A 15536-nucleotide genomic window follows, 5' to 3' on the forward strand; every position below is an offset into this window, starting at 1 on the left:
GCGCCGCGCTTTACGCGTCGCTGTAGGCGGGGGCGTAGCCCCCGCACTCCCGGAGTATTTCAACCAGAAAGAAGGATTAACCGTCTTTGCGGATGGTCTCGTTCTTTGAGTCATAGGGGCTGTCTTCGGTCACAACCGCGTCCCAGAGTTTGGTCTGCACCCGCACTTTCAGCTTGGTGCCCGGCGTTGCCAGATCAACCGGGACATAGCCCATGCCGATGGATTTTCCGAAGGCAACCGAATAGCCCCCCGAAGTCAGGCGCCCGACGCGATTGTCGCCGCTGTAAAGTGCTTCGCGGCCCCAGGGATCAGCATCGGCTGGACCATCGATCAGGACCGTAACACACATAAAGCGAGTTCCAGTCTCGACCAGTTTGTCCTTGCCGTAGAAATCTTTGTCGAGGTCGACAAAGCGCGGCAATCCGGCCTCAAGCGGCGTTGCGTCGCGACCAAGTTCGGTGCCAAACGCGCGATAGCTTTTTTCCTGACGTAGCCAGTTTTGCGCCCGCGCACCGACCAGTTTCATGTCGTGCTTTTCGCCCGCAGCCGTCAGTTGATCCCAAAGATAGGCCTGCATTTCGATCGGGTGGTGCAGTTCCCAGCCCAGTTCACCGGTATAGGCCACGCGGATCGCGCGGACCGGGCACATACCCAACTCGATGTCGCGGCATGACAACCAGGGAAAGCGTTTGTTGCTAAGAGTGGTTTCAGGGTCCGCATCGACCACGATCTCTTTCAACACATCACGGGATTTCGGTCCGGCGATCGCCAGCACACCCCACTGGGTGGTGACATCGTGGATATCCACCCAACCGCCGCCGTCAGCCATGAAATCTTCGGCTGACTTTATCAGGAAGTCGGCATCATAGGCCGTCCAGGCACCAGCGGACACACAATAGTATTCGTGGTCGGCCAAGCGCACGATGGTGTATTCCGTGCGCGTCGTGCCGTGCCCGGTTAGGGCGTATGTCAGATTGATACGGCCAACCTTGGGCAGACGGTTACAGGTGAAGTGATCCAGGAACGCCGTCGCTCCGGGCCCTCTTACCAGATGTTTGGTAAAGGCGGTCGCATCAATCAGGCCAACGCCGTTACGGATAGCTTCGGCTTCTTCTTTGGCGTGCTCCCACCAAGCACCGCGGCGGAAAGACCGCGAATCATGATCAAAGCTGTCAGTAGCGTCCAAAGGTCCGTAGTAGTTGGGACGTTCCCATCCATTCACCTGACCAAACTGTGCGCCCGCTGCTTTTTGCCGGTCATAGGCCGGGGCAGTCCGCAAGGGGCGGGCAACGCCACGCTCTTCATCGAGGTGATGAACAACATAGACGTGGGAATAGCATTCCTCGTTCTTGCGCGAGGCATATTCCGTGGTCATCCAACTGCCGTAGCGCTTGGGATCAAGGCTGGCCATGTCGATTTCGGCTTCGCCTTCGACCATCATCTGCGCCAGATATTCACCCGTTCCACCCGCAGCCGTGATCCCGAAGGAAAAACCCTCGGCCAACCACATGTTGCGCAGACCCGGGGCGGGGCCAACAAGCGGGTTTCCGTCCGGCGTATAACAAATCGGGCCGTTGAAATCGTCCTTCAGGCCGCATTCGATACAGCTTGGAACCCGTTCGGTCATCGCCTCGTACTGGCCCGCAATCCGGTCCAGATCCAGTTGGAACAGATCGGCGCGGAAGCTATCCGGCACCCCATGTTCGAACCGCGCAGGCGCGCCTTCCTCGTAAACGCCCAAAATCCAGCCACCGCGTTCTTCGCGGGCATAGGACTGTGCATCGGCGTCGCGGATCACAGGGTGTTCTGGGTTGGTCTTGCGCCATTCCACCAGTGCCGGGTCTGTGTCCATCACGATAAACGTGTGTTCTACTGGAATCGCTGGGATCTTAATGCCCAACAATCCGGCAGTGCGTTGAGCATGGTTGCCCGTGGCGGTCACGACGTGCTCGGCGTGAATGACAATCTGCTCGTCGGTGGCAACCAGATTGCCGCCCTTCTCGCCCATTTTAGTGCAGGTCACGTCCCAATGGGTGCCGGTCCACTTGTAGCCGTCAACCTGCCACTTGCGCTCAATCATCACTCCGCGTTGGCGGGCGCCTTTGGCCATCGCCATGGTGACGTCGGCGGGGTTAATATAGCCATCGGTCGGGTGATACAGCGCGCCCTGAAGGTCATCGGTGCGGATCAGCGGCCAGCGATCCGAAATATCCTTGGCAGTCAGCCACTCATACGGCACGTCGCAGGTTTCGGCGGTCGAGGCATACAGCATGAATTCGTCCATGCGGTCTTTGGTCTGCGCCATACGCAGGTTGCCAACTACCGAGAACCCGGCATTCAGGCCAGTTTCCGCTTCAAGCTGCTTGTAGAAATCTACCGAATACTTGTGGATGTGGGTCGTCGCATAAGACATGTTGAACAAGGGCAGCAAGCCCGCCGCATGCCAGGTTGACCCCGAGGTCAGCTCGTCGCGCTCCAAAAGCATGACGTCATCCCAACCGGCCTTTGCCAGGTGATAGGCGATTGATGTTCCAACAGCACCGCCGCCGACGACCAAAGCTTTGACATGCGTTTTCATGAGCCGATTCCTCCCGCTAACCTGGCGCGATATAAGCCTACTTGCACACGCCACGTCAGGTCCATCCGACAATTTGCGTCAAAATACGACGCCCTCGACCAGATGCGACTTGCCGCTTAGAGTGAAGGTCAAATCATGGGGGTTAATGATGAGAAACTTAATTATCGCTTTTGTTGTCGGCGGCATGTTCGGCATGCCTGCGGGGGCGTTCCTTTGGTATGCATTTTCGCCCTTGTTGTTCGATGAGGTCGTGGCTGAAAATCTAACCGAGGCGCAGGTCGTCTCAACCGGCTCTTTTCGCGACGCTGACCGGGCACACAAGGGTTCGGGAATGGCCACCTTGGTTGCATTGCCCGGCGGTGGTCACGAAATTCAACTGACTGAATTCCAGGTTACAAATGGCCCCGATCTGGAAGTTTGGTTATCCGCCCATCCTGACCCCGAGAAGTCATCAGATGTCTCAGGGAATGCTTGGATCGCACTTGGGCAACTAAAAGGAAATGTAGGCGACCAAGCCTATTCCGTTCCGGCTGGCACGGATATTTCGACGGTTCAGTCTGTGGTTATTTGGTGCGAGCAGTTTGGCGTCCTCTTCTCACCGGCGGCTTTGTCACCCGCATCGTGATCAGAACCGTCAGGCGCGAAGTCATCCGTCCAATCTTATGTTTGTGAAGCCACAGAGCATAATTACCCTTTGCTAGAGCACCTTACACCGCTTCTGGATCAAGCCGTTAACCAGGCGTCATTGCTGATGCTACCTTCGCGGCAGTATCAGGTTGGCATCCTGGCATTGTGCATCGCATTGGCCTGGCTTCTTACCCAGCGGTTACGCCCGCACATGCGCGCATGGATGCACACTCTGTCCGGACGACCAAAATGGCAACTTCGCGGACTGCTAACACTCAACAATCGTTTGGGATTGATCACATTTACCGTACTGGTCTGGGCGTCTGCCAAGGGCATGGAACTCATAACGCCCTGGCGTTCGAGCCGTTTCCTGCTTGAGCTTGTCGGCACAATCACCGTCGCTATCCTAATTGTCGGCATCGCGACACGGCTTGTCAAAAACCCTTTTCTACGCAAGGTCGTCACGTGGTGTCTCTGGATTTATGTGACACTCTATTACCTGGGGATCACCGACGAGATCGCGCAATTCCTGGATAGCCTTGCTCTCTCTATCGGAGATTTTCACCTTTCCTCACTGACAGTACTGCAGGGTCTCGTTGTCATCGGCGTGTTGTTTACACTGGCGCGTTTCACCGCAAATACAGCAACTGATCGCATCCAGTCCAACAAAGACATTTCACCGTCAATGCAAGTGCTGGCGGTGAAATTCCTGCAAGTTTTGCTGTTTGGTGCGGCCTTTTTCATCGGCCTCAAGGCAGTTGGATTTGACCTGACAGGGCTTGCCGTCCTTTCCGGCGCTATCGGCATCGGCCTTGGATTTGGCCTACAGAAAGTCGTCTCGAACCTGGTATCGGGCGTCATCATCCTTTTGGACAAGTCCATCAAACCGGGCGACGTCATCTCTATCGGGGACACTTTCGGTTGGATCAACGCCTTAGGCGCTCGCTACGTCTCGATCACAACCCGCGACGGCCGTGAGTATCTTATTCCCAACGAAGATCTAATCACTGGTCAGGTCGTCAACTGGTCTCACTCCAACGATTTTGTTCGCCTGGATATCTATTTCGGCACAGCTTACGGCGATGATCCGCATTTAGTGCGAAAGCTCGCACGCGAAGCCGCTGCAAGTGTCGATCGCGTTCTCAGTGATCGCGCACCGGTGTGCCACATCGTCGGCTTTGGTGACAGCTCAGTAGACTACATCTTACGGTTCTGGATACTCGACCCAACGGGAGGGCTGACCAACATCCGCGGGAACGTTTACTTGGCTTTGTGGGATAAATTTCAGGAAAACGGCATATCCATTCCGTTCCCACAGCGCGAAGTTCGTATGCTGGACCAACCAGATGCGCCAGATGCGCCCACACACAAATAATTGCCCTGTTTTTTGCGCGCCGGTCGATATAATCGGAATTGTGGTTTCGGTATTGGAGCGTCTTCAGGTGAGTTGGTGGAAAACAGGGAGACTTGCGGCATCTTTGTTCCTTGCCTCAACTATTGCTGTCTCTGCTGAAACCGCCATCGTTGTTGGCGTAACCGCTGGCAACAAAGACATGCGCGATGCCATAGGCAACGCCTCGCTGGTGCTGCAAGCCCGGCGCGAAAGTGTTGAAGATCCTCAAGAATTGTTCGCTGCTGCTCGCGCGGATTATGCCAGACTCCTGGGCGTTTTATACGGTCGAGGGCACTATGGCGGTGTCATTTTGATCACAGTGAACGGACGCGAGGCCGCGTCGATCCAGCCTCTAAACGTCCCCGAGACCATCGACACCATTCGTGTTGTCGTGAATCCGGGCCCGCTTTATCGTTTTTCCGATATAGCCATTGGCCCGCGCACCGGGCTCACCGAATTGCCACAGACATTCATTCCGGGCGCCGCCGCCACTACCGGTGCTATGCGTGATGCCACGGCGGCCACTATTGATGGTTGGCGTGAGCAGGCCCATGCAAAGGCCGGTGTCTCGGATCAACGGATCATCGCCCGCCACAACGAAAACCAAATCGACGCGACTATCCGCATTGATCCGGGCCCAAAACTGAACTTCGGCACCGTATCCATTGACGGCAACAAAGATGTCAGTACCCGCCGCGTGGGCATCATTGCCGGCCTCGAAGAAGGGCGCGAGTTTGATCCCAAAGAAGTCGCCCGCGCCGAACGCCGTCTGCGCCGAACCGGCAGTTTCAGCTCGGTTGTCGTGGAAGAGGCTGCCGATATTGGGCCCAACAACAGCCTTCCGATGAACATTACAGTGGTTGAGGCAACACCTCGCCGTTTCGGTTTTGGCGCAGAATACAGTACCGTCGAAGGGGTCCGACTCTCTGGTTTCTGGCTGCACCGCAATTTCCTTGGTGGGGCCGAGCGTTTCCGTGTCGATGGCGAGGTTTCCGGCATTACAGGGGAAACTGGCGGCGTCGATTACTCGATAGGTGTGCGCTATGAACGCCCGGCAACGCCGCGCGCCGACGTAGACCTGTTTGCCACTTTCGGCATCGAAAAACTCGATGAACCGGACTTCATATCTTACTCCAGCGAGTTCAATCTGGGCCTCACCCGTTATGCCACCGACGAACTGGTCGTAAACGGTGGCTTTGGTTACCTTTATTCCGAGGTTGACGACGCGACTGGCAGCGAAATCTATTCGCTATTGACCATGCCACTTGGGGCAACCCTGGAACGCCGCGACGAACCATTGAACCCCTCAAAAGGTGTCTTCGTCGACCTTGAGGCGACCCCGTTCTTTGGTCTTGATGAAAGTGCCAGCGGCTCCCAAGTAAAACTGGACGCACGTGGCTACAAAACCTTTGATCTTGGCAACCCAATAACAGCAGCGCTGCGCCTGCAATTCGGCTCGATCGTTGGGCCAAATCTTGCAGACAGCCCACCATTTTACCGCTTCTATTCGGGCGGTGGCGGCACAGTGCGCGGGCAGGACTATCAGTCACTTGCCGTTGACCTTGGCGGCAATCGCAGCGGCGGTCGCTCTTTTGCCGGTCTGTCCGCAGAAGCTCGCGTGCCTATTCAAGGGGATTTTTCCCTCGTTGGGTTTTACGACTGGGGATACGTCGGCAGCGAAAGTTTCCCTGATGGTAGCGGCGACAGCCACTCTGGCGCAGGACTTGGCTTACGCTACAACACTGGCATCGGACCCATCCGGCTGGATGTCGCGACACCGGTCAGCAACAAGTCCGGCTCTTCCAGCTATTATCTTTACGTCGGCATCGGGCAGGCCTTCTGATGCGCCGCATTCTGACAGCAGCTACAATTCTGACCGTCTCTGTCGGGGTCGCCTTGGCACAGGACGAACCCGGTTGGCTGGATCGCATTTTCAGTTCCACGTCCGAAACCGATGCCGAAGAAGACCCCGGCGGCTTTCTGGAGCGCCTGATCGAAGACAACCTGTCCGGCGAAGGACGCAACGTTGAAATCACCGGTTTCGCAGGCGCAATTAGCGGCAAGGCCACTTTGGAAACTTTGCGTATCTCCGACACCAACGGCACCTGGCTAACGCTGACCGACGTAACGCTCGACTGGTCCCGCGCGGCGCTTCTCAGAGGCCGGATCGACGTGACCGAACTTTCTGCAGAAACCATCGATCTGCCGCGCCTGCCCCTTCCAGCCGAAGCTCAGACACCGGCGCCCGAAGCAGGCGGTTTCAGCCTACCCGAACTTCCCGTCTCGGTTGAGATCGACAAAATCGATGCCGCCCTGGTTAATATCGGACGTCCAGTCCTTGGCGAAGACATTGCCGCCAGCATCACCGGCAACCTGTCACTTATCAGCGGTGAAGGGGCAGCGGGTCTCGACATCCAGCGACAGGATCGCGACGGTCAATTCGTTTTTGACGCCAGCTACAGCAACGCATCGACCCGGCTAACTCTTGATCTAAGTGTGACCGAGGGCCCCGATGGCCTGGTCGCTAACCTGGCGGGGCTTCCCGGCAAGCCCGCGCTCGACTTCACCATCAAAGGCGACGCGCCGCTGAACGCCTTTACCGCCGACATAACATTGGCAACCGACGGTCAGGAACGTTTCGGAGGCACCATTTTGACCAGAACACCGGACGACACTCCCGATGCAACGCTGGAAATAACCGCAGACTTAGGCGGCGATCTGGCCCCGGTGTTTTTGCCAGAGTACCAGCCGTTTTTTGGCCCCGACGTCGCTTTGAGAACCCGGGTCACACAGTTTTCCGATGGCCGCCTGGATATTTCGGACATCGCGTTAGAGGCTCAGGCCGTCAAGTTGCAGGGCAATATCGCACTGGCCAGCACCGGTCTGCCTCAAACCATCGACATCAGCGGCGGAATCGCTTCGCCTGACGGATCGCCGGTTCTGTTGCCAATTCCCGGCCCAGAAACTCGAGTGGACTCGGTCAATCTTGGCATCGGCTTTGACGCCGCCCGTGGCGAAGCCTGGGCGGGTGAATTTAAAATCAACGGATTGGATCGCCCCGGGTTCGCGGCCGACGAACTCACGCTTGCCGGACAGGGAAATATCCAAAGCCAGCCCTCGCGCGCGGTTGAAGCAACGTTTGATTTCGACGTCTTGGCCCTGGACCTTGGCGACCCGAACGTCGAAGACGCCCTTGGGGAAAAAGTGATAGGGCAACTCACGCTCGACTGGCAGCAGAACGCGCCATTACGCATCACCAAATTCGATGTTCAGGGGGAAAGCTACACATTGAACGGGGCGGCCGAACTGGTCTTTTCCGAAGAAGGTCCGCTGGCAACTGGTACAGCGCAAGCTCGCGCCGCGCGGCTGGATGCATTTTCTGGCCTGGCCCAGCGACAACTTGCGGGTGCGGTCGACATAGACACCGCCTTTACCGTGGCACCGCTTGCCGGTGTTTTTGACATCTCTGCGACCGGAAGCAGCCAGGATTTGATCGTCAGCCAACCCCAGGCTGACCGCATTCTCGCTGGTCAAGCGCAATTGGCCATCCGCGCGGCACGCAGCACCGAAGGCACAATTATCGAGCTAAACCAGCTTCAGTCACCAAATGCCCAGATCACTGGCCGTATCGCGTTGGAAACCGGAAGTGCGACAACCGAAGTAACAGCCAGTCTTGCAGACGCATCACTTGTGATACCTGAACTCTCCGGCCCGGTAAGCCTTACAGCCAGTGCCGAAGCAATCGACGGGATTTGGGCCTGGCGAACGAATACCAATCTTGGCCGCACGACACTCACGGCCGACGGCACCGCACGAGATATTTTTGAGGTTCCATTCATCACGGCCGACGGGCGGTTACAGGCGGCCGATATCGCGGACTTTGCAGCACTGGCCCAACGGCCAATATCAGGCCGCGTCGACACCGATTTTGCGCTTGCAGGCACCTCCGATCTAAGCCGCGCATCCATCGAACTCGATGGTACCTATACCGACATCACAACCGGCCAGCCCCAGGCTGATGCTCTGCTTACAGGCCCCGTTTCGCTTCTGATTGATGCCAACCTGGAGAACGGCACATATACTTTGAAGAATGCCAAGTTGGACGGGCAAGAGATCACTGCGCTCGCCAACGGTTTCATTACCGACAGCACTGGTCAGTTCACTCTGTCCGGGGCCATCACAGACGCCCGATCTCTTGCCGAAACCGCCCCCGAAGGGCCTGTTGCATTTCGTACCGAAGCTGCGCGCCAAGACAGCGACTGGACATTTGACACGGCATTGAGCGGACCTGCCGCAACGGTAAACGCTACCGGCACGGCCTTTGATCCACTGGGCGACAGCCCATCCCTCTCGGGCGTCCTTGTGGCCGATTTGCCGGACCTCTCCGTCTTTGCAGGTCTCGCCGATCGCCCACTGGCGGGACAGGTCAGCGCCAATGCCAAGGGTGATCTCTCGATTGATCTGAACCACTTCGATGTCGAAGCGACGGTCAACGCCAGCGGCATTCGAACCGGCAACGCCGAAGCCGACAACCTCCTTTCCGGCGACATTGCGCTGACCCTCGATGCCCACCGCGATGGGGCTGCGGCTGAATTCACGACCTTTGACATATCAACCCGCACAATTACTGCGACTGCCAATGGCACCCTTGGCACCGTCGGCAGCCAGATTGATCTAAATGCGCGCCTGAATGACGTCGCACCTTTTGTCTCTGGCATCGCCGGTCCAGCAACGATCAATGGGACAATCGCACAGGCTAGCGGCAACAGTCTGGATATCAACGTCAACGCAACAGGACCCGGTGGAACATCCGCACGTATTTCCGGCACCGCTGCCGATGATTTCTCAACTGTAAACCTTAATTTCGACGGACAGGCTCCGCTCGGCCTTGCCAATCGCTTTATTCAACCGCGGTCCCTGGCCGGCACGCTCAATTTCGATCTTGCAGTCAATGGCCCGCCGACACTCGCGAGCGTTTCCGGCCAAATGCAAAGCAGCGGCGCGCGCTTTGTGGCACCTGCCATTGGCATGACACTGGAAAACGCTGAACTCAGTGTCGGCCTTGCCAATGCCCGTGCCAACATCAACCTGCGCTCAACTGTCAACACCGGTGGAACACTGGCCATTACCGGCCCCGTGGGCCTGCAAGCGCCATTCAGTTCCGACCTGAACATCACTCTGAACCAAGTCGGCCTCATCGACCCGCGCCTGTTCGAAACCACCGTCACCGGCACAATCACCGCCTCGGGCCCCCTCGCAGGCGGAGCCTCCATCGCTGGCACGCTGAACCTTGGCGAAACCAACATTCAGATCCCCTCCACCGGCCTTGGCGGCGCAGGAGACATCCCGGAAGTCATCCACATCAATGAACCACCCCCAGTGCGGGGTACCCGCCAGCGCGCCGGGCTTCTGGAAACCGCCGATGCGGGGGCAGGCGGCAGCGGCCCCGGATTTCCGCTTAACATTCAAGTCAACGCCCCCAATCGCGTCTTTGTGCGTGGTCGGGGTCTCGACAGTGAATTCGGCGGCGGCCTGCAGATCACCGGAACCAGCAACGACGTCATCCCCATCGGCGCCTTCAACCTGATCCGGGGTCGCCTCGACATCCTTGGCCAAAGGCTCGAAATCGAGGATGCCAACATCACAATGCAGGGCTCCTTCGTCCCCGTGATCAGCCTTCTTGCCAGCACCCGCACCGACGACGCCACAGTCAACATCGTCATCGAAGGCCCCGCCACCAACCCAGACATCGCCTTCACGTTCGATCCCGACCTCCCGGAAGAAGAGGTTCTCGCCCGCCTGATCTTCGGGCGCGGCATCGAAACCCTGTCCCCCTTACAGGCCGCACGCCTCGCCCTTGCGGTGCGCACCCTGGCGGGACAAGGCGGCGAAGGCGTGGTCGGCAACATCCGACGCGGCGCAGGTCTGGCTGATTTCGACGTCACCACAGACGAGGCTGGCAATACCGCTGTCCGCGCAGGCGCTTACCTTGGCGACAATCTTTACACCGATGTCACGGTCAACGCCGAAGGCGAAACTGAGCTGAACCTCAATCTGGATGTCTCCAATTCGGTCACACTCAAGGGTTCTGCGACAAATACCGGCGAAACCAGCATTGGCATTTTCTACGAGCAGGACTATTGACGCGATTCTTGGAAATTCCACATGCCGGTGTTACATTGATACCGTGGTCCGACGCCGGGCCCAGACAAGGCGTGTAGCAAAGGAGGACAATGTCCTGTCAAACGTCCACATCGCAGCCAACGCATCGGCTGCTGGCAGCAAAGGTCGCACAATGACCGATGACACTGCCCCCCTGACAAGCGAGCAATTGCTTGCCCACATTTTGACATCGCTGGAAGAAGACAAAGCCGAAGACGTGGTTCAGATCGACCTGCGTGGCAAATCCGAGATGGCCGACTATATGGTCGTCGCCTCGGGCCGCTCCACACGTCAGGTCGCCGCCATTTCGGATCACCTGGTCGGCTCGCTGAAGCAGGAACACGGGCGGCTATCTAAACTCGAAGGCAAAGATGCCGGCGACTGGGTTCTGATCGACACGGGCGATATCATCGTCCACGTCTTCCGCCCTGAAGTGCGCGAGTTTTACCAGATCGAAAAGATGTGGCTGACCCCAACAGCAGCAACCACGTCCAAATCATAAGCACGGCGCGGCGATGAAACTCAAAATCGCCGCCGTCGGACGCATGCGTGCTGGTCCCGAAGCCGATCTGACCGCCGATTACCTCAACCGATTTGATCGCACGGGCCGCGCCCTGGGCCTTGGCCCCGTTACCGTGGCCGAGGTTGAAGCCAAAAAAGGCGGCATGCCCGCCGAAGCCACCCTTCTCGAAAAATCCATCGGCAACGCCACTCCGATCTGCACCCTCGACGAACGCGGCAAACTCATATCTTCCCGCGATTTCGCCGACCTCATCGCCAACTGGCGCGATCAAGGCCGCGCCGAGGCTGCCTTCGTCATCGGCGGCGCAGATGGCATCGATCCCGCTTTGCGCGCCAAAGCCGACTACAGCCTCAGCTTCGGCAAAATGGTCTGGCCCCACTTGCTGGTCCGCGTGATGCTGGCAGAACAACTCTATCGCGCCGCCTCGATCCTCGCAGGCGCACCCTACCACCGGGACTAACCGGTCGACCAAACCTTCTTCTGATTAGAAATACTCTGGGGGTCCGGGGGTGAAACCCCCGGCGGATCCGCGCCGTCAGGCGTGGACCCAAACAGACCTCAAGTCTTCACATCCGGCGCATCTCGCCCGGTCTGCTCCCGAATGCCTGCTATCGCATCTGCCGAAGCAATTACGCCTGCCAATGCACTTTCCGCATCCATCTCCAAATTCTCCGGTCCCGGCTCATAGCTCTCAAGATAAACCCGCACCGTCGCCCCAACCGTTCCGGTGCCAGACAGCCGATAGACAATCCGGCTGCCGCTTTCGAACACCACTCGAATGCCCTGCCCTTCTGACCGCGACCCATCAACCGGATCGTTGTAAGCAAACTCATCGGCCGTCGCGACCACACCCGCCGCAAAACTCTGTCCTGCTAACGTGCCCAACTTCCTACGCAAATCATCGAACATCGCATTCGCCACGCCCGCATCAATCGCTTCGTAGTCATGGCGCGAATAGTAGTTCCGCCCATACTCCGCCCAGTGCGCCGCCAACGTGTCCTTCACCGACAACCCGGTCTCAGCCAAAATATTCAGCCACAACAAGACTGCCCAAACGCCATCCTTCTCGCGTACATGATCGCTGCCCGTCCCAGCACTCTCCTCGCCACACAGCGTTGCTCTCCCAGCATCCAATAGATTGCCAAAAAACTTCCACCCGGTTGGGGTCTCAAAACACTCGATCCCCTTGGCCTTCGCCACCAGATCCACCGCGCCAGACGTCGGCATTGACCGCGCCACGCCAGCCAATCCACCACTGTACCCCGGTGCCAAATGGGCATTTGCTGCCAAAACCGCCAGACTGTCAGAAGGCGTCACATAGACCCCGCGCCCCAGGATCATATTCCGGTCTCCGTCCCCGTCCGAGGCGGCGGCGAAATCTGGCGCGTCCGGCCCCATCACCAGATCGACCAAGGGCTTCGCCCAGATCGGATTGGGGTCAGGATGCCCACCGCCAAAATCCGGCAAGGGCACGCCGTTCATCACTGTCCCCGCAGGCGCGCCCAGATGGTTCTCAATGATTTCAGTGGCATAAGGTCCCGTTACCGCATGCATTGCGTCAAACCGCATGGTGAACCCACCGGCAAACAAAGCCCGGATTTTCCCGAAATCAAACAGGCTTTCCATCAGCTCGACATAGTCTGCAACCGGATCAACAACCTCGACCTCCATACCCCTTAGATCGACGATCCCCGGCACCGAAAGGTCGACATCATGAGCCTCAAGCATGTCGTAATGCGTCAGCGCCGTCGTCGCCTCGAATATCCGGTTGGTCACATCTTCCGGCGCGGGTCCGCCGTTCGGTGTGTTGAACTTCACACCAAAATCTTCATCCGGTCCGCCGGGATTATGGCTCGCCGACATGATGATCCCGCCGTCCGTCTTCCGCTTGCGGATCAGGTTAGATGCCGCCGGGGTCGACAGGATCGCCCCGGTGCCAATGATTACCTTCTTTGCGCCCGAAGCCGCCGCCATCCGCAAGATCACCTGCGCCGCCCGGTCGTTGAAATATCGTCCGTCACCTCCCAGAACAAAAGTTTTACCTTCGGCCCCGCCAATCCCATTCCAGATCGCCTGAACGAAATTCTCCAGAAAGTGATGCTCCATGAAAACGCGCGTTTTCTTGCGCAAACCAGAGGTTCCCGGCTTCTGCCCCTTGATCGGTGATGTCTCGACTCGAATGCGTTCCATGAAGTCCCCCAGTTATGTCTCGTCCGCGATCAGCACGAAGGCCGCTACGCTTTGCTCCGCAATCTCCAGCCTATCATCCAAAACCGGAAACGCGACATGATCCAGATTGGACGTGTCGACCTTCTGACACCAGCGTTGCCCGTCCGGCGCGTCAGGCATCGCAACTTCAGTCGCTCCGCCCGCATTGAACACCATGAAAATCGCCGCTTCCATCGCCGCATAGGCGGGCGTTCCGGCCGCCATCCGCTTTTCTACCGCCACGATCTTGCGCGCCGGATCATGCCAGTCACTCGCTTCCATCGCCGCGCCGTCTTCACGCCACCAAAACAGGTCTTCCAACCCATCCACAGCCCGTTCGCGAGAATGCAAAAACAGCTTCTGGCGCAGAATCGGATGCGCCGCCCGAAAGGCAATTAACCCAGCTACAAAATCTGTCAGCTCACCATCTGCCCCAGGCCAATCGACCCAGGCCGTCTCGTTATCCTGATTATAGGCGTTGTTGTTGCCGCTCTGCGAGTTTCCAAACTCGTCCCCCGCCAACAACATAGGCGTGCCTTGCGCCAGAAACATAGTCGCCAACATCGCCCGCTTCCGCCGCCCGCGCGCCGCAAGAACCTCAGGATCGTCACTAAAACCCTCGACTCCGAAGTTGTCCGACAGGTTCTCTGAATGCCCATCGCGCCCGTTCTCGCCATTCGCCTCATTGTGCCGCCGCGAATAGCAAACCAAATCCTCTAGCGTGAACCCGTCATGGGCCGTCAGAAAATTGACCGAGGCCGACGCCATCCGGCCCGAGTGATCAAACTCCCCAGCCGAACCCGTCAACCGCGCTGCCAAATCCGGAGCAAGTCCTACATCACCCCGCCAAAACCGGCGCACACCATCGCGAAACTTGTCGTTCCATTCCTGAAATGGCGGCGGGAATGCCCCCAACTGATACCCCCCGGGACCAATATCCCAAGGTTCAGCAATCAGTTTGGTGGTCGCCAAAGCCGGGTCCTGCCGGATCGCATCAAAGAACCCGGCCCCCTGATCAAACCCCTCTGCCGTCCGCCCCAGAACCGCCGCCAGATCAAAGCGAAAGCCGTCAACGCCCATCACCTCAACCCAATAGCGAAGACTATCCATCACCATCCGCAACACCATCGGACGATCAACGTTCAGAGTGTTCCCGGTCCCGGTATCGTTGATGTAATACCGCTGGTCGTCATGCAGTCTATAATAACTCGCGTTGTCCAACCCCCGGAAGCTCAAGGTCGGCCCAAGCTCGTCCCCTTCACCCGAGTGATTGTAAACAACGTCCAGTATCACTTCTATCCCGGCCTCGTGGAACCGATCCACCATCGCCCGAAACCCGGCAATCCCGTCCGGCCCTAAATACCGATGATCCGGCGCGAAAAAACCGACTGTCTGATAGCCCCAATAGTTCACCAACCCTTTGTCGACCAGAAACCGGTCATTCAAAAACGCCTGCACCGGCAACATCTCAATCGCCGTCACTCCAAGCCGTTTCAGATGCGCCAGCACCGGGTCCGAGGCCACACCGGCAAACGTCCCTGCGCCCTCAACCCCCGGTAAACGTTGGGTCAGCCCGCTTACGTGTGCTTCGTAAATCACCGTTTCGTCGTCAGGGGTATCAGGATGCACAGCCGCCTCCGGCGCATAATCGGTCACAACACATCGTGGCATGAAATTCACGCTATCTCGCGTATCAAAACTTAAATCCCGCGCTTCGGCCCCACGATCATACCCATAGATCGCATCGTCATACTCTGGGTGACCGGTGATCTGCCGCGCATAGGGGTCCAAAAGCAGCTTATGCACATTGAACCGGTGCCCGTCGTCCGGGCGATACGGCCCGTCCGCACGCAACCCATACAACTGACCCGCGCCAATCCCAGCGATATGCCCATGCCAGATACCGCCATCAAATTCAGGCAAGGCAATCCGAGTCTCAACTCCGCTATCATCAAATAAACAAACGTAAATCTGGGTTGCATTCTCCGAGAAGACGGCAAAATTTACGCCGTCGCTCTCGACTAAAGCGCCCATCTCGGCGCAAT

At 58.0% G+C, this 15536-nt stretch carries 9 protein-coding genes; 6 read left to right on the forward strand and 3 right to left on the reverse strand.

Annotation, left to right across the window (positions count from 1 at the left end; all coding sequences use genetic code 11):
• Positions 1-76: 76 nt before the first annotated feature.
• Entirely contained in the window at positions 77-2578 is a 2502-nt protein-coding gene (locus tag GKR98_09535; GenBank protein ID QMU58414.1) for an FAD-dependent oxidoreductase, read from the reverse strand.
• Positions 2579-2723: 145 nt separating this feature from the next.
• Here GKR98_09535 and GKR98_09540 point away from each other — a divergent pair, with 145 nt between their 5' ends.
• The 6 genes from GKR98_09540 to rlmH all read left to right on the forward strand — a co-directional run bounded on the left by GKR98_09540 (position 2724) and on the right by rlmH (position 11743).
• A complete protein-coding gene (locus GKR98_09540) occupies positions 2724-3203 on the forward strand; it encodes a hypothetical protein (GenBank protein QMU58415.1) in 480 nt (159 codons plus the stop codon).
• A gap of 126 nt (positions 3204-3329) precedes the next feature.
• Positions 3330-4580 carry a mechanosensitive ion channel gene (locus tag GKR98_09545; protein ID QMU58416.1) on the forward strand — a complete coding sequence of 417 codons (1251 nt, stop codon included), beginning with the start codon at positions 3330-3332 and terminating at the stop codon, positions 4578-4580.
• Positions 4552-6441 (forward strand): BamA/TamA family outer membrane protein, encoded by a 1890-nt coding sequence (locus GKR98_09550; protein QMU58417.1) that lies wholly within the window; start codon positions 4552-4554, stop codon positions 6439-6441. The genes GKR98_09545 and GKR98_09550 overlap by 29 nt, the downstream gene beginning before the upstream one ends.
• Entirely contained in the window at positions 6441-10742 is a 4302-nt protein-coding gene (locus GKR98_09555; protein ID QMU58418.1) for a hypothetical protein, read from the forward strand. The genes GKR98_09550 and GKR98_09555 overlap by 1 nt, the downstream gene beginning before the upstream one ends.
• Before the next feature lie 151 nt (positions 10743-10893).
• On the forward strand, positions 10894-11262 hold the full coding sequence (gene rsfS / locus GKR98_09560; protein ID QMU60048.1) for a ribosome silencing factor: 369 nt from the start codon (positions 10894-10896) through the stop codon (positions 11260-11262).
• A gap of 13 nt (positions 11263-11275) precedes the next feature.
• Positions 11276-11743 (forward strand): 23S rRNA (pseudouridine(1915)-N(3))-methyltransferase RlmH, encoded by a 468-nt coding sequence (gene rlmH / locus GKR98_09565; protein QMU58419.1) that lies wholly within the window; start codon positions 11276-11278, stop codon positions 11741-11743.
• Positions 11744-11841: 98 nt separating this feature from the next.
• On the opposite strand, the gene GKR98_09570 is transcribed toward rlmH, so the two are convergent.
• Together GKR98_09570 and glgX are read right to left on the reverse strand one after the other, a co-directional pair.
• Entirely contained in the window at positions 11842-13473 is a 1632-nt protein-coding gene (locus GKR98_09570) for an alpha-D-glucose phosphate-specific phosphoglucomutase (GenBank protein QMU58420.1), read from the reverse strand.
• Positions 13474-13485: 12 nt separating this feature from the next.
• The gene (gene glgX / locus GKR98_09575; protein QMU60049.1) at positions 13486-15525 is read right to left on the reverse strand and encodes a glycogen debranching protein GlgX; all 2040 of its coding nucleotides are present in this window, start codon (positions 15523-15525) and stop codon (positions 13486-13488) included.
• Between the last annotated feature and the right edge of the window lie 11 nt (positions 15526-15536).

Source organism: Boseongicola sp. (assembly GCA_014075275.1).
Lineage (GTDB): Bacteria > Pseudomonadota > Alphaproteobacteria > Rhodobacterales > Rhodobacteraceae.

Coding starts and splice junctions, on each gene's coding strand:
- rsfS (QMU60048.1), top strand. CDS start 10,894: ATGACCGATGACACTGCCCCCCTGACAAGCGAGCAATTGCTTGCCCAC.
- GKR98_09555 (QMU58418.1), top strand. CDS start 6,441: ATGCGCCGCATTCTGACAGCAGCTACAATTCTGACCGTCTCTGTCGGG.
- glgX (QMU60049.1), bottom strand. CDS start 15,525: ATGGGCGCTTTAGTCGAGAGCGACGGCGTAAATTTTGCCGTCTTCTCG.
- GKR98_09570 (QMU58420.1), bottom strand. CDS start 13,473: ATGGAACGCATTCGAGTCGAGACATCACCGATCAAGGGGCAGAAGCCG.
- rlmH (QMU58419.1), top strand. CDS start 11,276: ATGAAACTCAAAATCGCCGCCGTCGGACGCATGCGTGCTGGTCCCGAA.
- GKR98_09545 (QMU58416.1), top strand. CDS start 3,330: ATGCTACCTTCGCGGCAGTATCAGGTTGGCATCCTGGCATTGTGCATC.
- GKR98_09550 (QMU58417.1), top strand. CDS start 4,552: ATGCGCCAGATGCGCCCACACACAAATAATTGCCCTGTTTTTTGCGCG.
- GKR98_09535 (QMU58414.1), bottom strand. CDS start 2,578: ATGAAAACGCATGTCAAAGCTTTGGTCGTCGGCGGCGGTGCTGTTGGA.
- GKR98_09540 (QMU58415.1), top strand. CDS start 2,724: ATGATGAGAAACTTAATTATCGCTTTTGTTGTCGGCGGCATGTTCGGC.